We start from the raw sequence: 18,143 nt of genomic DNA, 5'->3' as shown, positions 1-18,143 counted from the left end.
TGTACTTCCGGCTGGCGCGGCTGACGCCGTATTTCTCTGTGTACTTCATTAGGGATTGCCGATAGGCCATGTCTTGTGTTATATTTTTGCTCATGAGGGATATGGTCTCCTTTCGGGCTGGTTTGGTGTGGTAACTTAACTATAACCCATGAGACCATATCCTTCATAGCTTTTTATTCACTCGTCCAAGATGTATTGTAGTCCTACAATTTCCTTTCCTCCCGTCCTTTCTTTTTCTTGACAACGCATTGCAAAAAGACTATAATATGCTTTGCTGAATTGCATTTCTGTAAGGGCGATTAGCTCAGTTGGGAGAGCGCTGCGTTCGCATCGCAGAGGTCGCACATCGACCTGCGAGTTTCAGCCCATGGTTTCGGAGAGAATTTCCTCCGGAATCTTCTAAAATCGAAAAACTTGAAAATCTGCTTTTTGTTGCAAAAAACCTGCAAAAAGCAGCAATATGGGCCTATAGCTCAGCTGGGAGAGCGTACGGTTCGCATCCGTAAGGTCGTCGGTTCGATCCCGATTAGGTCCACCATTTTGAGAAAAATCACCGCCAATTCGGCGGTGATTTTTCGTTTGACCACAATAATACCACAGACGGAAGAAAATCCTGATCACTTTTGAGATTCGCAGGCGGTGAGTTCTGATGCACCTCGAATGTTGACCCCGAAAATGAAAAGGAGCTGATGGAGGCCGTTGCAGAATTGACCCTCGATAAGACGGTCATTATGATTGCTCACCGGCTGAAAACTGTGCGCCATGCCGACCAAATTTTTGTTGTCGATCACGGTGAGATCGTTCAGCAGGACACCCATGACGAGCTGGTTGCTGTTGACGGGCTCTACCGCCGCTTCGTGGTGGAGCGGCAGCAGGCCGCCGGGTGGAAGGTCTGATTTCACTTTGCATATTATTCAACAAAGCCCGTACCAGTTAAACTGATACGGGCTTTGTTATGCTCCGCGTTTATCCGCCCCCCTAACGCTAATAACACAGCGTCTGCAAGGAGCAGAGAAGCACCTTGCCGCCTCTCTGCTCCCTCACTTTCTTGCTTATTTTCGGGGATTTTCTTCATCGTCCAGCAGATCGGTCATATTCCGCAGGCTGATGCCCAGCGTGGAGCCATTGTGCAGCAATGCCGAGGTGGTGGGCGGCAGTACCCCCGCCACGCCCAGCGCGATCAGCGTCAGGTTGAAGCCCACGATGAAGCGGTAGCTGCCGTGGATACGCTCCATCAGTGCCTCACCGAGCCTGCGCAGCGTTACCAGCGCAAACAGATCCTCCGAGGCAACGGTGATGTCGGCGATCTCCCGGGCGATGGCCGCGCCGGTGGAGATGGCAATGCCCGCGTCCGCTTCGGAGAGGGCGGGAGAATCGTTGACGCCGTCGCCCACCATGATAACGGTGTGGCCCTTCGCCTTTTCCTGCCGGATAAACGCGGCCTTGTCCTCCGGCAGCACCTCGGCGTACACGGCGTCCACGCCCACCTCGGCGGCCACAGCCTCCGCCGTGCGGCGGTTGTCGCCGGTCATCATCACCACATTGGTAAAGCCGCTCTCGTGCAGCGCTCTTACCGCCTCCCGTGCCTCCCGGCGCAGGGGATCGTGGATGCAGATGACCGCCGCCAGTTCCCTGTCCATGCAGAGATACAGGTGGGAATACGCGGCGGGCAGCGCGTCAAATTTCGGCTGCTCTCCCTCCGGGATGCGGCAGCCCTCGTCCTCAAAGACGAAGTGGGCGCTGCCGATGATGACCTTCTTGCCCTCCACCATACTGGAGATGCCGTGGGCCACCACATACTGTACCTGCGAATGGTACTCCTCGTGGGTGAGCCCGTGCCGCTTTGCCTCCGCCACCACGGCGTTTGCCATGGAATGGGGGTAATGCTCTTCCAGACAGGCGGCAAGCCGGAGCATTTCCGCCTCGTCGTGTCCGCCGAAGGGGACAACCGCCGCCACGGTGGGCGTCGCATAGGTCAGCGTGCCGGTCTTGTCGAACACAATGGTGTCCGCCTTGGCCACCGCCTCCAAAAAGCGTCCGCCCTTGACGGAGATGTGATAGCCGCTGCTCTCCCGCATGGCGGACAGCACCGCAATGGGGATGGCCAGCTTCAGGGCACAGGAGAAGTCTACCATCAGCACCGAGAGCATTTTCGTCACATTCCGGGTCAAGAGATAGGTTAGCGCCGTGCCACCCAGAGTGTAGGGCACCAGTCTGTCCGCCATCCGGGACGCCTTGTCCTCGGCGGTGGATTTCAGCTTCTCCGACTCCTCGATCATGCGAACCACCCGGTCATACCGCCCGCTGCCGGAGGATTTCTCCACGGAGATGACGCACTCGCCCTCCTCCGCCACCGTCCCGGCATAGACGGGACTGCCGGGGTGCTTCGCCACAGGCATGGACTCGCCGGTGAGGGAGGACTGGTTCACCATGGCCTCTCCCTCCACCACCCGGCCGTCCAGCGGGATCATGCCGCCGGTGCGGATCACGATACGGTCCCCCGGCTTCACATCGGTGATCTTCGTCAGCACCTCGGTGCCGTTTACCTGCTGCCAGACGCTGTCCACCTGCAGGCTCATGGCGGAGGCAAGGTCGGCCACGGACTTTTTGTGGGTCCACTCCTCCAGAATTTCACCCAAATGCAGCATGAACATCACAGAGCCGGCGGTGGCAAAATCTCCCCGTACCATGGACACCGTAACGGCGGTGGCATCCAGCACGGCGACGGAAAGCCGTCCGTGCAGCAGTGCCGAAAGCCCCTCCCGGATGTACTTTACGGAACGGAACACCGCCAGTGCCGTGGTGATGGGCGCAGGCAGAAACAGCTTGGAGATGCATCTGCGCATAACGGCAACTGCCAGCTTGTCCTCAAACTCCCGGTTTAGGGCCCGGGAAGTATGCTCCGGCACCAGCTCCATGGCTTCCGCCTTGGCGAAGGAGAATGCCGCCAGCGCTCGAATTATACTTCCACGCTCCGCGTCATAGAGCACCACCGCGTCCTGCGTCCGGTCGTAGACCTTGACCGTCTGCACGCCGTCCTGGGCGCGCAGATAGTATTCCAGCACATCCGCCTGGGATACTGTCATCCGCCCGCAGCACAGGTGTACCCGCAGCCGTCCGGTCATTTCATGTAGGATTTTGCATTTCATGGATCACTCCGCCTTGCTTTCCTCCGCCTTGCTTTCCTCCGCAGAAGCGTCCTCCACCACAGCAGCAGCCTCCGCCTCTGCGCGGCATTCGTTGATTGCCTTCGCATCGGCATAAACATCCTCCGCACCCTCACGCACCGCCGTGACCGCTTTCATCACGCCCTCCTTGGCACGCAGTGCGGCGGCAGTGGTGCGGGCATAGACCTTCTTGGCGTCCTCGCTGCCCAGCAGCTTAATGCCTGCCGTGCCGAACATCACGCCTGCTGCAAATAGACTGATTTTTTTCATAATGATTGTCCTCCTATATAAAATATATATGTCAAACCGATAGCCGCGATGGCGGCATCGGAATGATCTTAATGTTTCTTCTTCCCGAAATGAAAAAAGCCTTTCTTCTCGTAGACTGCGGTGCTGATCTCTCCCGCCATATAACCGGTGGCATTGATGGCGGTGCGCAGAGCGTTTTCATCCAGCGGCGCTTGAGAGAGGATCACCGTCTCCCCCTTGGAATGGGATGAGGAAACCTTCTCCACCGAGAATGCGGCGCGAATGGCGTCGTTGATGTGCGCCTCGCACATAGAGCAGGCCATGCCGGAAACTTTAACTGTTGTCTGGATCATTTTCGTACCTCCTGTTCCGGGAATCTTTCACGCACCGTTTTTCGGAACGCCTTTGTAATATTGCTGACCGATGTGCGGAGGGAGAATTGATCCTTGATCCGTAGCCCGTTCTTCCTGGTTTCCTCTGCCCAATTTCCCCGGGCCAGCAGGGTCACATCCTTTCCGGCGTGAAACAGATTCCTTGCCAGATTACACCCTAAAACACCTGCACCATATACCAGAATTTTCATTGCTTGTCCCCAAATCCGATCTTTACGATCTGCATTTTCATCATTCCGTCACCGACCCGGGCGAGAAAACGGAAAAAGCCGCTGACGGATGGGTCTTTCAAATCGGTGTAGCCCAGCATATAGCCTCGACTGGTGACCTGCAAGCGGCTATCCCACGAACTGATCTCTTTGGGGGCGTCGGAAACCGCGAAATACGCCCCCACATCCTTGATTTTCGCGCTTTTGAGCCATGTTTTTGCAATCATCTTCACCGCCGTCCGGTTGGCCGCATCAAACACCAGCACACCGCCGGGGAAAGCGTCTGCCATTCGCTGCACCAGTGCCTTGACCTGCTCGGTCAGAAAATAATAGAACACCCCGGAAGAAAAGAATACCGCGCCGTTTGAAGAGTCAATTTTTCTAAACCATTCGGTATTGTTCAAATCGCATGGGATATTTTCCTCACGCTCCCCGGCGGGCAAAAGCTCGTTACGCACGGAGATGACATTGGGGAAATCCAGATTGTACATCTTGCAGCTGCCGTTGTCGCAGGATCTCCCGGTGCAATCTAACCCGCAGCCCAAGTTGACCACCGCCGCATTGGGATGAGATTTCAGATAATCCCGCACCTCAAAAGCAAGGTCATTCTGCCGCATGGCCACCTCCAGTGAACCGAAACGCTGCATCAGGCTGCGGGATTTTTTCTCCGACTCAGAAAAATCGTAGTCGATCTCGTCAATCAGGCGAACCGCTGTTTCGTCCCGGTAAAGATTCGGGTATAGTTCTGAGCAGACCTTCCGCGCATACAGCGGAATGATCAGCGTTTCCTGTACCGTGTTTTTCTCGATTTTATATTTCGTGGGTATCACTCACTTTCTGATAAATGGCAGTTCCGGCATACAGTCACGCTCGGCGATGTGTGTCAGCATTTCGGCGAACCCTTTTGGATCGCGTATCTGATATTGCATATGCTCGTATCCCTCAAACACGGGATAATGGCCGCAGGAGTAGGCTTCCATCACTGCCTGACGGTATTTGAAATGATCTTCTATGCTGCCAAACTCAAAATAGATATGCTTTTGCAATTCTTTTGAAAGCGGCGGAAAGGGTTTATCCTCCAGACTGTCCGAAATCTGCCGCCGCAAATTTGTATAGGTCAGATTTTTCCCTGCGTCTATAAAATACGACTTTATGGAATCGTCGTCACACCACAGTATCTTTTTCAGCGTACCGCCCTTCGACCAATATAGGCTCTTGATGGCAAAATACAGAAACGGCGTCATGATACGGCGCGTGCCCTTTCCGATTTGGGCGAACTGCCCGCCGTCAAAGAAAGCGTGCTCCACGGGCAGCTTCGTCTGCGTCAGAAACGCCATGGCAAGGTCTGCACCGATGGAAGAAGCGACCACCATCGCCAGCGTCTCCACGCCCTGTCGATGCAGAAAGTCCTCCACCTGCCGTATTTCGTCCAGCTTGCTGACATATTTCTGTTCCTCGCAGTAAACGGTGGAGGTGGGCAAGATGCAGAAATATCGATCCTGCAAATACCTCGCAATCGGTTCGCTGCTCAATCCTGTCACACCCATTGCATGAAAGAACAGCACGGCAGGATTCCTCCTGTCGCCGCATGTTTGAAACAGCATTTCTATCGCCTCAGCTTTCCATAAAAAGCATCATGATTGCCGCCAGTGCTGCCGAAATGACCGCCATACCAATTGTGCCGAACAGCCACTTTTTGCCCTTATCCTTGGCTGTAATGTAGGGTTTCAGGTCTTCCGTTCCCGGAATTTCCCATGCGTTCGTATGTCCTACCCAATAGCCGTCAACCCAAAATCGGTCTATGAGATTCATAACGGACAGTATGACCAGCAGCTGCCAGAAGCCCGCAAGAAAACCCCGCGCACCGTTCACCGCATAGACGCACACCAGCACATAGGCAATATAACCGGGAACGCATACCGCTTTGAAAATCAAAGCATTTCGCTTGATTTTTTTGTGGGTTATAAGCCCCAGTGTTACGCACCTACCTTGAACTTCAGGGCTGTAAAGATGCACCATGCCCACCGCGGCCCTTGCGGATACCGATGGCGCAAACCAAAATGAGCAGAGCGCCCAGCCCGATGCCTTCCAAAATCACCTGTAAAATCATCATTTACTTTCTTATCCCAGCGCCACATCCAGCACCATCATCACGCTGAAGCCTGCTGCAAAGAACACCGTTCCAAGATTCGAGTGCCGCCCCTGCGACATTTCCGGAATCAACTCCTCTACCACCACATAGAGCATGGCGCCCGCTGCAAAGCTCAGCAGATACGGCAGCGCCGGGATCACAAGCTGCGCCGCAAGAAGCGTCAGCACCGCGCCGATAGGCTCGACAACGCCGGAGAGCACGCCGCCGAGAAACGCTCTGCCCTTGCGTTCCCCCTCCGCCCGGAGCGGCATGGAGATGATCGCGCCCTCGGGGAAATTCTGAATGGCGATGCCGAGGGACAGCGCCAGTGCGCTTGCCGCAGTAATCTGCGTATTTCCCGAAAGAAAGCCTGCATACGCCACGCCGACTGCCATTCCCTCCGGGATATTATGTAAGGTAACAGCCAGCACCATCATGGTGGTGCGCCCGAGCTTGCTTTTCGGACCCTCGGCCTGTTCACTTCCCACATGAAGATGGGGAATCAAACGGTCAAGCAGGAGCAAAAACAGCACGCCGACCCAAAATCCGATAAAGGCGGGGAGAAAGGACAGCTTCCCCATATCCTCCGACTGCTCAATGGCGGGGATCAGCAAGCTCCAGATGGACGCTGCCACCATCACACCGGCGGCAAAGCCCGCAAGGGCGCGCTGTACCAGATCGCCAAGGGATCTTTTCATAAAAAACACGCAGGACGCACCCAGCGTTGTACCCAAGAAAGGGATCATGATTCCAAGAAAGGTTTCCATTTGTCTCACCGCCTTTGCATTGCGTTTTTATTTGTTTCTTCTGAAGCCCGCCTCGTCCCGGTATTCGGGATGTTCTTTTACATACGGGTCCTGGTCGCCGCAGATGGTATAGTCGCACCGGCAGCCGTTCACGCAGGTGTTCGTCCGTATAAGCCTTGCATGGAGCAGCTCCATAGACGCAAAGTCCACATTACACAGGGCGGGCATAATATCCGTAAGACCGTGCTTGATAGCAAACTCCGCTGCCGGGCACGCCGTAAATTCATAATAAATAGGCTTGTCGGTTTCATAAGGCGCAACCGTCATCTCGTAATCGTGCCATTTGTCGCAGCCGCTTTTCGCACGAACAAACGCCTTGTACATCAGCTTCCTCCAGAACGGCTTGTTGCAGTCCACAAATTTCAGCTTGCGGAAAGTCGGAAGAATCAGATTTTCCTCCATCTCTTCGATTTCACGGAACGAAGTAACTGCTTTGCAGACCACATAATAGCTCATGATGGCGATGCAGTCGTAGGTGCCGCCTACGCCGTTGTGGAAGTTCTTTTTGCCGCCCAAATCCGTGCGCCAGTCGGAGAGGAAGTCCGCGTACTGCCGCTGTACCTGTTCCCATATCGTCTCCCGCTCCGCTTCCGGATAGTGCAGGGCGATTTTCGCCCGTATCTCTTTCTTGCAAGGCTTTGAATACAGCACATGGCTTTTGCGGTCGAATAGGAGCTTCTTGTCTTTCATCTGTTTGTTTTCGTCCTTGCTTTCTGTTCTGCGCACGAAATCGTTTAGTCCGCTTTTCGGCAGACAAACCATGCCATGCTTTTCAGGTTTCCCATGTCCACATCCGTATACATTCCATCCAGCCGTGCTTTCAGACTGGAAACCGTCTCATAGGGTGGTGTGAAAAAACCTGCCTTTTCATAAACATGCCGGACAAACCAATCCGTCCGCTTGTGCTCGCCCATCACATAAAAGCAGCCGCAGAATGTCCCGCCGGGTCTCAAAACCCGGAAAACCTCCCGATAGGCGGCTTCCTTGTCCGGAAAAGCATGAAAGCCGTTCAGCGACAAAACGATGTCGAAGGTGTCGTCTGCGTAGGAGAGTGCTCCCACATCTCCCTGCCGGAAGGTCACATTTTTCAGGTGCAGGCGGTCGGCTTTTTTCTGTGCCTGCCTCATCATGTCCGGCGAGTAATCCAGACAGGTAATGTCCGCCTCCGGCATCGTCTGGTAAAGCGGCATGGTCAGAATCCCTGTTCCCACCGGCACTTCCAGCAGCTTGCCGGAGAAATGCTCCGGGATACCGGACATTGCCTTTTCCAGATAGGCGTCGTTTTCCGCCTTGTTCATTGCCCACACCGAACGGCACACCGCTTTTCCGTTCAGAGTAGAGCAGGTGATTATGCCGTCATAAAAACTGTTTCCGCCCGTCATTCGGTACGCACCGCGAATGGCCTCTTTTCGTTCCATGGTTTTCTCTCCGTGTTTCAATCAACACACGACCGTTTCCGATCTCATTTTTTCAAAATGTCCACGATTTTCGCAAAGTCCTCCTTTGCCTCCTTGAAGATCGGCAGCATACAGTAGCAATGCACCATCTTCGGACGGGCGGACACCGTATAGGGGACATTTGCCCGTTTGCAGGCTTCCTCAAAGTCCGGCAAAGCACCGTAGAGCACCTCGTCGGCAGAATAGAAGAAGTGAATATCGCCTACGCCGGTAAAATCTCCTCGGGAGCCGGAGAGCATATAGTCCGGCACATTCTCGCAGCCATGCCGCATGATTTTTTCCACTGTCACCATAAAGGCATAGTCGATGGAAATGTCCCGTTTATTGAGCGCCTGCATCCGCGCCTTTTCCGCATCGTTCCACGGCACTTCACCGGGGGATACAACGACGATGTGTCTCGGCTGCGGCAGCGGCTCGGGCTGCGCGTTGTTGTGCACCGCGATCCCCAAAGCCAGCGCACCGCCGGAGGAAAAGCCGCAAGTACTGACATTTCCGCCGCCGTATAGTGTAATCATTTTTCGATAACATTCGTACACCATTGCGTATGTTTCAGTAATGCAGTGTTCCATGCAGAGCGGGTAAAACGGAAACCACACATCACAGCCGGTCTCGCGGCAGAGCTTGCGCATCACAGGCAGGTCGCCCTTATCGGGGCCGATCACCATGCCGCCGCCAAAGAAATAGAGGATCGCGCGCTCGGACGGCTTCGGATGCTCTCGCACGATCAGGCTGGGAAAGCCGTTTACCGCGATCGTTTCATAATATGCCTTGCGGTCGGTGGGCGTAAAAACGCCACGATGCCGGTTCTGCTTTTCAATTTCCTTTCGCAGTGCATCCTCTGGCAAGGCGAACGCCTTTTTCGCGCCGGAGAGCTTATATGCCGTGCGCAGGATGGATGCAAAAATGCTCATGCTTTAGCCCTCCTCATTTCCGCGCCGTAATGCAGAGCCAACTTTTCTTTTTGTGTATCTGCACATCGTGAAAGCCCGCCTGCTCCAGATACGCCTTTAATTCAATATCTTTGTAGATGGTCATACCGCCGATAATCTCTGTCCACTTTTCGTCCTTGTCCGTGTCACCGTTGCTTTCGTTGCAGATGAGAAAGGTCCCGCCGGACTTCAGCACCCGGTAAACCTCCCGGAAGCACTGCGGCAGATCAGGCCAGAAATAGACGGTTTCAAAGGCCGTCACCGCATCGAACCAGTTGTCTGCGAAGATCATATCCGCCACGCTGCCTTGCAGAACGGTGCAGCGTCCCTCCGCTATGGCGGCCTCGTTGACCTTTTTGGATTTCTCCACACTGACGGAGGAATAGTCAATGCCCTTGACAATACCCTCCGGGCATTTTTTCAGAAGTCTCTTGATGTTCACCCCTCCGCCGCAGCCGCAGTCCAGCACCTTGGCGTCCAGAGTAAGCTCCAAAAAGCGAAGTCCCCACCGTGCCACAGGATTGTGCCCCAGATTCATCATGGCGACCATGATTTTCCCGCCAACCCCCACAGGCTTTCTGGTGTTCTCAAAAAAATGACATCTTATCACACCTCCGACTTCACACATTCCGCATAGGTCAGCGGGAAGGACGCCTTCAGAACAGCGCTTTTCCGCACCGTCCAGCCATTCTGACTTAGAAAGCGCAGGTATTCCGCGCTCGTCCACTTGCTGCGGAGAGGGAAGCCTGCCAGCTTCATGAAAAAGGCTTTGACCTTGCCGGAAAACGAGTTCCCCGCGTGGGTGAAGGTGGGCGCGATGAGCGTGCCGTCGTCTTTCAGTACCCGTTTTATCTCTTGCAGGGCTTTTTCCGGCTGCGGCACGATGTGCAGCGCGTTGGACACGATCACAACATCAAAGGACTGGTTCGCATAGGGCAGGCGGAACATATCCTGCACGGAGAAGTGTAGCTTTGCTGAGCGGTTATCCCGCTTCGCCTCGGTGATCATCTCCGGGGAGGCGTCCGTCGCCTCGATGTGCGCCGCCGCGTTTACGATGTGCTTTGCGATCAATCCTGTGCCGGTAGCAAGCTCCAGCACCGTCTTTGCTTTCACGACCGGCCGGAGCAACACATACATCTCGTCATACGCCGCCCGATCCTTTCGCATAAAGCGGTCGTAACGACCGGCATTTTTGTCCCAGAAATTCTTGTGTTCCTGCATCTCTGTCATTCCCCAGTCGTTAGATGTATCTAACCTATACGCACACATCTTTCGGTTAGATGTAGCTAACTATCGTGTTTTGGAAAAGCCGCATTTCTGCGGCAGCCCTCCCAAAGTTATTCTTGCTTAATTTAGCGTTTTCGGATGATTTTCTTAGAAAATCATTACTCCCCATTTCTGCTCCAAAGTATAGCACCGCCGATGATTAGTGTCAACTAACTATCGGGTATTCCTCTCATCTTTTCTCTGCCTTCGGAGAGCGTACAAAGCAGCTGCCCTTATTCTTTGATTGGTACAAAATAAGCATAGCACCACGAAGAGCGCTATCGTGCTCTGCTGCACAATGTGGAGACTGCCCAAGTCTTCCAGAAGAGCCAAATCAAGGTGTGGGAATGCCGCAACTGTGGCCATATTGTCACCGGTCCTTCGGCCCCTGCTGCCTGCCCCACCTGCGCCCATCCCCAGAGCTTCTTCAATCTCAACTGCGAAAATTATTGATCCTCCTATATTCCATACATACGAACAAAAAGAGAGCCCCGAAAACGAGGCTCTCTTCAGACTGTCGAAAAACCTATATAACGAAAAGGGTCGTCCGCCCTACCCCTATAAATCCGCAAAAAGCCGCGACCTGTGCGTGGCTTTTTGCACTTCTCAAGGGGCTGGGTACCTCCGTAGGCAAATATTTTTTGCCCTACCTCATACGCCCTACCTGGGTAAAGAAAAGAATGGGAGCGGCGGCTCGCCGCCAGCCCCTTGCAAAAACTCGAAAAAGTGGCCTAAGCCACTTTTTCGACACGCTCAAGAGAGCCCCGAAAACGGGGCTCTCTTTTTGCATTCCATGAAAGTTAAACAATCCGCAGATCTTTGGACAGCGCATTGAGGACCTGGCAGCCATCTTCGGTCACCAGTACCAGATCTTCGATGCGAACACCGAAACGGCCGGGCAGATAGATCCCCGGCTCCACCGAAAAGACCATTCCCGGCTGGGCAATGGCCTGGCTTACGCTGCTGTTATCCGGTGGTTCATGGCATTCCAGGCCGCATCCATGGCCCAGGCGATGGGTGAAGAAGGGACCATAGCCCGCCTCTTCGATGATCTTGCGGGCCGCCTGATCCACCTGGCACAGGGGAACGCCGGGACGAAGCACCTGCTCTGCCGCCAGATTGGCCTGACGGACCACCTCATAGACCCGTTTCTGCTCCTCATCGGCCTGACCGAAAAACACCGTCCGAGTCATGTCGCACCAGTAGCGGCGAATGGGCATGAACAGATCCAGTACCACCGAATCCCCCTGACGCAGCACCGTCTGATCCGGGCTGTGATGGGGATCGGCTCCGTTGGCGCCAAAGCTGACAATGACCCCTTCGCCCCGGTTGCCTCCTTCTTTCTGGTACAGATTTTCCACCAAAGAGGCGATCTCCTGCTCGGTGACTCCTTCCCGCAAAGCGGCAATGGCCTGCTCCATCACCCGGTCGTTCACCTGGGAAGCATGGATCATGGCCTGCTGCTCTTCCTTGTCCTTGTACATCCGCACCAGATCCACCGGTGCAGAGCCGTGGACGGGCACCACATCTCTCCGCGCTTCCAACAGATCGATCAAAAAGCGGCTGGGCCAGAACTTATCCACCCCCAGCTTGCCGGGAAGCACCCGCTGGGCCAGGGCTGCGGTGGGCTGGTCGCTGTCACTGTGCAGTACCAACTCCGCTCCCTCCTGCTCTTCCACGCCAAAGAGTTCATTGGCATAGAGCACGCAGTCTTTCTCCGTAATATACAGCACCCACATCCGCTCCATGGGGGAAACCCACAGACCGGTGAGATAATACACCGAAGCGGGAGCCGTGACCAAGATCTGCTCCAGGCCTTGCTCCGCCATGGCCTGCCGTACTCTTGCCAGACGCTGCTGATTCATCCCTATTCACCCTTTCCCGCCCCCTGAGGGGGCTTATTTGCTTCCAGTCTACCACAGCCCGGGAAAACTGTCCAGGCCTGGAAAAGGGCGAAAAAGGGCCGTTATCAGGCCAGAGGCTCCATGTACTCCGGTCCCTTCTTGCAGATGGGGCAAACAAAATCCGAAGGGAGGGTTTCGCCTTCAAACACATAACCGCAGATTTTGCACCGCCAGCCGTTTTGTGCCGGCTGCTCTTTTTCTTCTCCCTGATAGGAAGGAGCCTCTTTGGGAGTGCCGCCCTTCTTTACCTGATGGTAATAGGCATAGGTCATGCTCTCCCCTTCCAGGCACTCGGCCTGCTCCACCTGGCCCACAAAGATCCGGTGGGTTCCCACATCCATCTGCCCTGTGACCCGGCAGAGGAAGCGGGCCGTCATGCCCTCTTTCACATAGGGCACCCCTGCTTTGTCCCGCAGGCAAGAGAGCCCTTCAAACTTCTGCACATCCCGGCCAGACTGAAAACCGAAGCGGCCGATCTGCTCCAGCTCCACCTTCTTGCTGAGCACGGCGGCTTCAAACACCCCCGACTGGGCAATCAATTCTCCGGTATAGCTGTTTTTGTTGATAGTCACCGCCAACTGAGGAGGCTCTGCCGTTACCTGCTGCACGGTGTTGACGATGCAGCCGCTTTCTTTTCCTTCGTGGGCGCTGCTGATAAGATAAAGCCCGCAGCTCAGCTGATTGAATGCTTTCAGATCCATAATACCATCCTCCTGTTTTTCTCTTGGAATCGGTCTATCCAAAAGTATACTTTATAAGTATACTTTTGTCAACATTCTTCTACCTCTTTTCCCCACCGCATAGACTGTCATAGACAGACCACGGGGAAGGAGGGGGTCATCCCCCATGAAAAAGGCTCGAAAATTTTTGCTCAACACCTTGATTCTCACCGCCACATCCCTGTTCCTGCGCACTCTGGGCATGGGATTTTCGGTATACATCTCCAACAAGATCGGTGCGGAAGGGATGGGCATCTATCAGCTCCTGCTGTCCATCTATTCCTTCGGTGTCACCCTGTCGCTGGCCGGGGTGAGTCTGGCCACCACTCGCCTGGTCACCGAGCAGCTGACCCGCTCCTCCGCCCAGGGAGCCCGCCGGGCCGTATTCCGCTGTTTTCTTTACAGCCTCGTAGGGAGCCTACTGGCCGCCTGTCTGCTCTTTTTGGGCGCAGAGCCTATCACCAACGCCTGGTTCCACGGGAAGATCTCTCCCCTGCCTCTGCGTCTTTTGGCCTTGAGCCTTCCCTTTATGGCCGGGGCCGCCGCTTACAGCGGGTATTTCACCGCTGTGCGCCGGGTGGCCAAAGGCGCCGCGGCCCAGGTACTGGAGCAGCTGAGCCACATGGGCATCACTGTGGCCCTTTTCACCTGGATAGCGCCCCAGGGGTTGGAACCGGCCTGCCTGGCCCTGGTCATCGGCGGAGCTTTATCGGAAGTTTGCTCCTTTTTTTGCCTTCTTATACTCTATCGTCTGGACAGACGCCATCTCATCGGTTCTGCTCCAGCCAACGGCCCTACTCTGCATCAGATTCTTTCTATCTGTCTGCCGGTGGGCCTCAGCTCCCTGGTACGCTCGGCCATCAACACCGCCAAACAGGTGATGGTGCCCCTGGGGCTGGAGCGCTACGGTCTGTCCTGCCAAACAGCACTGGCCCAGTATGGACTGATCCGAGGCATGGCCATGCCCATTCTCCAGTTCCCCTCTGCCCTTTTGGCTTCCTTCAGCGCCCTGCTCATTCCGGAACTGGCCGAAGAGCACATTCAGGGCCGCCGGGGCCATATCCGCTATATCGTCACCCGGATCTTCCGCCTGTCCTTGCTTTTTTCCATCGGCGTCTGCGGTATCCTGCTGTTTTATGCCCAGGACATCAGTCTGGCCATTTACCAGGACCCTCAGGTGGCCCACTTTCTCCGCATCCTCAGCCCTATTGTAATGATCATGTATCTGGACGACATTGTGGACGCCATGCTCAAGGCCATGGACAAACAAAGCCACCTGGCCCGGATCAACATCGCCGAGGCACTGCTTTCCCTGGGTCTGCTGGCCCTTTTGCTCCCCTCCACCGGAATCTATGGCTATCTGCTGTGTTTGTTTTTCAGCGAGATCTTCAACGGCACTTTGAGTATCCACTGTCTGCAGGACACCGCCGGGTTTTCTCTCCAGTGGAAAAAATGGATTCTGGGCCCGGCCCTCTGCATGGCCTGCTCCTGCTTCACCATACGCCTGCTGATTCCCGCCTCTTTTATTCCGGCCATTCTGTTCACCGGACTTTTTTATATTTTTCTCCTTTTTCTCACCGGGCACCTGACCAGGGAAGACCTGCGGATATAAAAAAAAATAAAAAAACACCGCATCCAAAGGATGCGGTGTTTTTTCCATGGTGGAGACAGTTGGGCTCGAACCAACGACCTCTCGCGTGTGAGGCGAACGCTCTAACCAGCTGAGCTATGCCTCCATGGATGGTGACCCGTGCGAGAATCGAACTCGCGTTACCGCCGTGAAAGGGCGGTGTCTTAACCTCTTGACCAACGGGCCGAAAATGGTAGCGGCAGTGGGACTTGAACCTACGACCGTTCGGGTATGAACCGAATGCTCTAGCCAGCTGAGCTATGCCGCCATTTCTTCACTCGCTGCCGTTCGCTGTAAAGCTGTGAAGCGTGGCGAGCAAGATATATTATATGGCCATCTCCCCGAAAAGTCAACCCCTTTTTCGAAATTTTTTCAAAAAAGTTTTTTCTGGTCATTTTTGGGAGATTGGCGCGGAGATTACATCATCCGCGCCGTGTAATAAACTGCCATCAGAAACAGTACAGCGGCCACGGCATACATGGCATAGTAGCCCACACTGCCACCCAGGAAAAAGGCCGCCAGAAGCAGCACAGCCCCCACCACGGCCACAGTGGCCACAAGGGCATGCTTGGTGTCATGGTTAAAGACGGTGATAGACACCTTGCCCCATTTCAGCCGGCCCTGATTGGACCGGGTCGCAAGGTAAAGTCCTTCCAGCGCGGCGCATACCACCAGTCCCAGCGCCAGGAAAACACCGGTGGTGCTGGAAAAGCTGTTGCTGACAGCACTCTTGGCCACCAGCCACAGGAAAGCGGCCTGAAGGGTCATGGCTGTGGCAATGGTAAAGAACTCCCGGGGATATACACTATAGATCAAATAAAGGATTGCCCAAACAGGAATGATGACATAGAGAGCCCGCAAAGCCTGCTGCGGCCCGAAATCCACCATCAGATAACCGCACAGGGACAAAAGCAAACCCAGCATCAAAAGGCCGTTGCCGTTGAACAGGGTGGTGCTTTTATAGGCGCCTTTGGCCAGCTGCCGTCCTGTGAGGACCAGACCGGCCAGGGCCAGAACCAATCCCGCCCAGATGCTGCCCTGGGCCACCCCCAGCGCGGTGGTAAAGGAAGAGGCATAGCTCAAACCATTTTTCAGATAGGTAGCAAAGATCAAAAGCAGGATACCTCCGGCAAAAACCGTCAGCACCCGGTTGGTCACATAATCGCTCTCCTGGGCGGCCGTACGCCGCGTCTTATTCTCTGTCTTTTTCAAGATCTCACTCTCCGATATCGAAATTTCCCGTTTGGTACATGATGGCGCACAAAGCGGCCAAAGGCGCCGTCTCACACCGAAGGATCCGAGGCCCGACGGACACAGAAGAAAGCCCTTTTTCCATGGCCAAGGCCGCTTCCTCCTGGCCGAAGCCGCCCTCGGGACCGGTGAGCACGGCGAAGGCGGAAAGCTGCTTATTGTCCTCCAGCAGCCGGGACAGGGATCGCTTATTCTCCTTTTCGTACAAAAGCAATGGACAGGGGCTTTGGGCCATCTCCTCCACCGCCTGGGCAAAATCCATCACCGGCCCTACCTGCACCACACGGCCCCGCAGGGACTGCTTGCTGGCTTCCAGGGCAATTTTATTCATCCGGGCCAGTTTTTTCTCCCGCTCCTTTTCCGGCAGCTTGACCACGCAATAGCGGGACAGCACCGGCACGATGCGAAAGACCCCCAGCTCCACGGCCTTTTGGATCAGCAGATCAAACCGTTCTCCCTTGGACAAACCGGCATACAGCGTCACCTGAACACGAGGCTCTGTGCGGTTGGGAAAGCGGTCTGTGATGCGGGCCTTCACTCCCTGGGGAGACGCTTCCAGAATACAGGCCTCATAATCCATGCCCTCTCCATCGCAGAGGGACAGACTGTCCCCTTCCCGACGGCGAAGCACACGGCTGATATGGGCGCTGTCCTCGGAAGAAAGCTGCACCGTGTCACCGCTGATATCCTGACGGTTGATAAAAAAACGCACGGCGGCCCTCCTCTTCTCTTATCTTTGTTAGAAGCAGTATCTATTATTTTATCAAAAACTTTCCAACTTGTCCAGTGACAAAGCTTTTCCCTCACTGAAAGAAGGAAAAATTTTCACCTTGTTCACACCTTTTTCCCCAGGTGGAGTATCGTCCAGCCCTCCCGGCTTTTGCGGTTTTTTACCAACATTCCCTTTTTTTCGTAAGCCTCCAGCACTTCGTCTCCCCGCTCATCAATGATGCCGGAAAGCAGAAGGTCGCCCTCTTCCTCCAGCCAGCGGCACAGGTGGGGCGCCATGGCGATGAGCACATCGGATACGATGTTGGCCGTGATGATCCCATAGCGGTGCTCCGCCAGCTGCCGGTACATGGCCTCATCCTGAAGAAAATCCCCTTGCAGCAAAGTGCAGCGCTCTTTCTCCAAGCCGTTTTTCTCCATGTTCTCCAAGGTGGTGCGAATGGCATTTTCTTCCACATCACAGACCAGCCCCTCCCGGGCCCCCAGCAACAGCGCGGCAATGGCCAGAATACCGCTGCCGCAACCGGCATCCAGCAGCATCCGCCCTTCCAGATCCATTCCCTCCAGCTCTTCCAGGCACAGGCGGGTAGTGGCATGGCTTCCAGTGCCAAAGCTGCTGGCCGGGTCCATCACCAGCACCTTCTGCCCTTCTTCCGGCTGGGCTTCCTCCCAGGAGGGCCGCACCAGCAGCCGAGGCCCTACCACAAAGGGCTTATAATATTGTTTCCAGTTGTTTTCCCAATCTTCGCTGCGCACAGGACGCACAGTCATGGAAAGGCTGCCCAAGGCTTCTTCTCCCTGGCTTTTCAGCTGCTCCACCCGCTGACGGGCCTCGGCTAAAGAAAGCTGCCCGTCTTCGCTGTCCTCCAGATAGAAGCGCAGCGTGACCCCTGTCTGATCGCTCTTCCGGGCCACCAGCCGCTCGTCGATATAATCCCAACGGGGAGAAGGGGCATCCAGCAGATCCTGCACATCCTGGGGATCGTCGATGACAAATCCCTGCGCCACATCCTCCAGCACGGCCGTCAGCTCTTCGGCCCCGGGGCGAGTGGTCTCAATGGAAACTTCTGTGTAATCCATATGCTTCTTCCTATCTTTCTTTTTTGACTCCAAATTTATTAGACGGAGAAAATGGGCATTTTGTTTCCTTTTTGGAATATTTTCTTGCTTTTTCCATTTTTCTCTCTTTTTCACCCTTCGATTATACCACGCTCCGGCCAAAAAGAAAACTCCCTCTCCCCTCCAAATCCCTTGCGGTTTTTCCTTTATTGTATTATACTGTGCCCATAGGGAAAGGCTCATTT

The 18,143-nt window shown here is 54.9% G+C and carries 19 protein-coding genes, 4 tRNA genes and 2 pseudogenes; 4 read left to right on the top strand and 21 right to left on the bottom strand.

Annotated elements, in window-relative coordinates; all coding sequences use genetic code 11:
- The first annotated feature begins 462 nt into the window (after window positions 1-462).
- Both KQI26_RS11110 and KQI26_RS11105 read left to right on the top strand, forming a co-directional pair.
- Window positions 463-538: transfer RNA gene (locus KQI26_RS11110), tRNA-Ala, on the top strand.
- A gap of 115 nt (window positions 539-653) precedes the next feature.
- Window positions 654-896, top strand: a pseudogene (locus KQI26_RS11105) (ABC transporter ATP-binding protein); the annotation flags it as partial.
- A 156-nt stretch (window positions 897-1,052) separates the two neighbouring features.
- Here the strand turns inward: KQI26_RS11105 and KQI26_RS11100 are convergent.
- The 13 genes from KQI26_RS11100 to KQI26_RS11040 form a co-directional block, all read right to left on the bottom strand.
- Window positions 1,053-3,149, bottom strand: coding sequence for a heavy metal translocating P-type ATPase (locus KQI26_RS11100; RefSeq protein WP_216504459.1), 2,097 nt, complete (start codon window positions 3,147-3,149; stop codon window positions 1,053-1,055).
- Window positions 3,150-3,152: 3 nt separating this feature from the next.
- Window positions 3,153-3,437, bottom strand: a complete 285-nt coding sequence (locus KQI26_RS11095; RefSeq protein ID WP_216504458.1) for a DUF6110 family protein — start codon at window positions 3,435-3,437, stop codon at window positions 3,153-3,155.
- Window positions 3,438-3,505: 68 nt separating this feature from the next.
- Window positions 3,506-3,769, bottom strand: coding sequence for a heavy-metal-associated domain-containing protein (locus tag KQI26_RS11090; RefSeq protein ID WP_216504457.1), 264 nt, complete (start codon window positions 3,767-3,769; stop codon window positions 3,506-3,508).
- Window positions 3,766-3,999, bottom strand: a complete 234-nt coding sequence (locus KQI26_RS11085) for a ketopantoate reductase family protein (RefSeq protein WP_253292805.1) — start codon at window positions 3,997-3,999, stop codon at window positions 3,766-3,768. The genes KQI26_RS11090 and KQI26_RS11085 overlap by 4 nt, the downstream gene beginning before the upstream one ends.
- Entirely contained in the window at window positions 3,996-4,847 is an 852-nt protein-coding gene (locus KQI26_RS11080; protein WP_371744133.1) for a class I SAM-dependent methyltransferase, read from the bottom strand. The genes KQI26_RS11085 and KQI26_RS11080 overlap by 4 nt, the downstream gene beginning before the upstream one ends.
- Window positions 4,848-5,582, bottom strand: a complete 735-nt coding sequence (locus KQI26_RS11075) for a hypothetical protein (RefSeq protein WP_371744132.1) — start codon at window positions 5,580-5,582, stop codon at window positions 4,848-4,850.
- Between the two features lie 49 nt (window positions 5,583-5,631).
- Window positions 5,632-6,036 (bottom strand): hypothetical protein, encoded by a 405-nt coding sequence (locus KQI26_RS11070; RefSeq protein ID WP_253292804.1) that lies wholly within the window; start codon window positions 6,034-6,036, stop codon window positions 5,632-5,634.
- 102 nt (window positions 6,037-6,138) lie between these two features.
- The gene (locus tag KQI26_RS11065) at window positions 6,139-6,915 is read right to left on the bottom strand and encodes a ZIP family metal transporter (RefSeq protein ID WP_216504455.1); all 777 of its coding nucleotides are present in this window, start codon (window positions 6,913-6,915) and stop codon (window positions 6,139-6,141) included.
- A 27-nt stretch (window positions 6,916-6,942) separates the two neighbouring features.
- The gene (locus tag KQI26_RS11060) at window positions 6,943-7,644 is read right to left on the bottom strand and encodes an L-2-amino-thiazoline-4-carboxylic acid hydrolase (RefSeq protein ID WP_216504454.1); all 702 of its coding nucleotides are present in this window, start codon (window positions 7,642-7,644) and stop codon (window positions 6,943-6,945) included.
- Window positions 7,645-7,688: 44 nt separating this feature from the next.
- A complete protein-coding gene (locus KQI26_RS11055) occupies window positions 7,689-8,372 on the bottom strand; it encodes a class I SAM-dependent methyltransferase (protein WP_216504453.1) in 684 nt (227 codons plus the stop codon).
- Between the two features lie 44 nt (window positions 8,373-8,416).
- Window positions 8,417-9,322, bottom strand: coding sequence for an alpha/beta hydrolase (locus KQI26_RS11050; RefSeq protein WP_216504452.1), 906 nt, complete (start codon window positions 9,320-9,322; stop codon window positions 8,417-8,419).
- 13 nt (window positions 9,323-9,335) lie between these two features.
- The gene (locus tag KQI26_RS11045; protein ID WP_253292803.1) at window positions 9,336-9,890 is read right to left on the bottom strand and encodes a class I SAM-dependent methyltransferase; all 555 of its coding nucleotides are present in this window, start codon (window positions 9,888-9,890) and stop codon (window positions 9,336-9,338) included.
- 56 nt (window positions 9,891-9,946) lie between these two features.
- Complete coding sequence (locus KQI26_RS11040; protein ID WP_216504450.1) at window positions 9,947-10,561, bottom strand: class I SAM-dependent methyltransferase; 615 nt, start codon at window positions 10,559-10,561, stop codon at window positions 9,947-9,949.
- Between the two features lie 309 nt (window positions 10,562-10,870).
- On the opposite strand from KQI26_RS11040, the pseudogene KQI26_RS11035 reads away from it, so the two are divergent.
- Window positions 10,871-11,059 (top strand): annotated as a pseudogene (locus KQI26_RS11035) (rubredoxin-like domain-containing protein); the annotation flags it as partial.
- Window positions 11,060-11,406: 347 nt separating this feature from the next.
- Here KQI26_RS11035 and KQI26_RS11030 read toward each other — a convergent pair.
- Window positions 11,407-12,471 (bottom strand): Xaa-Pro peptidase family protein, encoded by a 1,065-nt coding sequence (locus KQI26_RS11030; protein ID WP_216504449.1) that lies wholly within the window; start codon window positions 12,469-12,471, stop codon window positions 11,407-11,409.
- A 104-nt stretch (window positions 12,472-12,575) separates the two neighbouring features.
- Window positions 12,576-13,211, bottom strand: a complete 636-nt coding sequence (locus KQI26_RS11025; protein ID WP_216504448.1) for a flavin reductase — start codon at window positions 13,209-13,211, stop codon at window positions 12,576-12,578.
- A gap of 145 nt (window positions 13,212-13,356) precedes the next feature.
- Between KQI26_RS11025 and KQI26_RS11020 the strand changes: the two genes are divergently transcribed.
- Window positions 13,357-14,841: an oligosaccharide flippase family protein gene (locus tag KQI26_RS11020; RefSeq protein WP_216504447.1), complete on the top strand. Its 1,485-nt coding sequence runs from the start codon at window positions 13,357-13,359 to the stop codon at window positions 14,839-14,841.
- 47 nt (window positions 14,842-14,888) lie between these two features.
- Here the strand turns inward: KQI26_RS11020 and KQI26_RS11015 are convergent.
- From KQI26_RS11015 to prmA, 6 genes are all read right to left on the bottom strand, one after another.
- Window positions 14,889-14,965: transfer RNA gene (locus KQI26_RS11015), tRNA-Val, on the bottom strand.
- Between the two features lie 5 nt (window positions 14,966-14,970).
- Window positions 14,971-15,045: transfer RNA gene (locus KQI26_RS11010), tRNA-Glu, on the bottom strand.
- Between the two features lie 5 nt (window positions 15,046-15,050).
- A tRNA-Met gene (locus KQI26_RS11005) sits at window positions 15,051-15,127 on the bottom strand.
- A 149-nt stretch (window positions 15,128-15,276) separates the two neighbouring features.
- Window positions 15,277-16,071, bottom strand: coding sequence for a hypothetical protein (locus KQI26_RS11000; RefSeq protein ID WP_216504446.1), 795 nt, complete (start codon window positions 16,069-16,071; stop codon window positions 15,277-15,279).
- Window positions 16,072-16,075: 4 nt separating this feature from the next.
- Window positions 16,076-16,822 (bottom strand): 16S rRNA (uracil(1498)-N(3))-methyltransferase, encoded by a 747-nt coding sequence (locus KQI26_RS10995; protein WP_216504445.1) that lies wholly within the window; start codon window positions 16,820-16,822, stop codon window positions 16,076-16,078.
- A gap of 122 nt (window positions 16,823-16,944) precedes the next feature.
- Complete coding sequence (prmA, locus tag KQI26_RS10990) at window positions 16,945-17,919, bottom strand: 50S ribosomal protein L11 methyltransferase (RefSeq protein WP_216504444.1); 975 nt, start codon at window positions 17,917-17,919, stop codon at window positions 16,945-16,947.
- Window positions 17,920-18,143: the final 224 nt, after the last annotated feature.

Source organism: Intestinimonas sp. MSJ-38 (genome assembly GCF_018917925.1).
Lineage (GTDB): Bacteria > Bacillota > Clostridia > Oscillospirales > Butyricicoccaceae > Pseudobutyricicoccus.
This window is presented reverse-complemented; position numbering and strand designations above follow the sequence as displayed.

Bases quoted from the DNA above. Each gene is read 5' to 3' on its own strand.
- KQI26_RS11100 (WP_216504459.1), bottom strand. From the start codon at position 3,149: ATGAAATGCAAAATCCTACATGAAATGACCGGACGGCTGCGGGTACAC.
- KQI26_RS11095 (WP_216504458.1), bottom strand. From the start codon at position 3,437: ATGAAAAAAATCAGTCTATTTGCAGCAGGCGTGATGTTCGGCACGGCA.
- KQI26_RS11090 (WP_216504457.1), bottom strand. From the start codon at position 3,769: ATGATCCAGACAACAGTTAAAGTTTCCGGCATGGCCTGCTCTATGTGC.
- KQI26_RS11085 (WP_253292805.1), bottom strand. From the start codon at position 3,999: ATGAAAATTCTGGTATATGGTGCAGGTGTTTTAGGGTGTAATCTGGCA.
- KQI26_RS11070 (WP_253292804.1), bottom strand. From the start codon at position 6,036: ATGGTGCATCTTTACAGCCCTGAAGTTCAAGGTAGGTGCGTAACACTG.
- KQI26_RS11065 (WP_216504455.1), bottom strand. From the start codon at position 6,915: ATGGAAACCTTTCTTGGAATCATGATCCCTTTCTTGGGTACAACGCTG.
- KQI26_RS11060 (WP_216504454.1), bottom strand. From the start codon at position 7,644: ATGAAAGACAAGAAGCTCCTATTCGACCGCAAAAGCCATGTGCTGTAT.
- KQI26_RS11055 (WP_216504453.1), bottom strand. From the start codon at position 8,372: ATGGAACGAAAAGAGGCCATTCGCGGTGCGTACCGAATGACGGGCGGA.
- KQI26_RS11050 (WP_216504452.1), bottom strand. From the start codon at position 9,322: ATGAGCATTTTTGCATCCATCCTGCGCACGGCATATAAGCTCTCCGGC.
- KQI26_RS11045 (WP_253292803.1), bottom strand. From the start codon at position 9,890: ATGGTCGCCATGATGAATCTGGGGCACAATCCTGTGGCACGGTGGGGA.
- KQI26_RS11040 (WP_216504450.1), bottom strand. From the start codon at position 10,561: ATGCAGGAACACAAGAATTTCTGGGACAAAAATGCCGGTCGTTACGAC.
- KQI26_RS11030 (WP_216504449.1), bottom strand. From the start codon at position 12,471: ATGAATCAGCAGCGTCTGGCAAGAGTACGGCAGGCCATGGCGGAGCAA.
- KQI26_RS11025 (WP_216504448.1), bottom strand. From the start codon at position 13,211: ATGGATCTGAAAGCATTCAATCAGCTGAGCTGCGGGCTTTATCTTATC.
- KQI26_RS11020 (WP_216504447.1), top strand. From the start codon at position 13,357: ATGAAAAAGGCTCGAAAATTTTTGCTCAACACCTTGATTCTCACCGCC.
- prmA (WP_216504444.1), bottom strand. From the start codon at position 17,919: ATGGATTACACAGAAGTTTCCATTGAGACCACTCGCCCCGGGGCCGAA.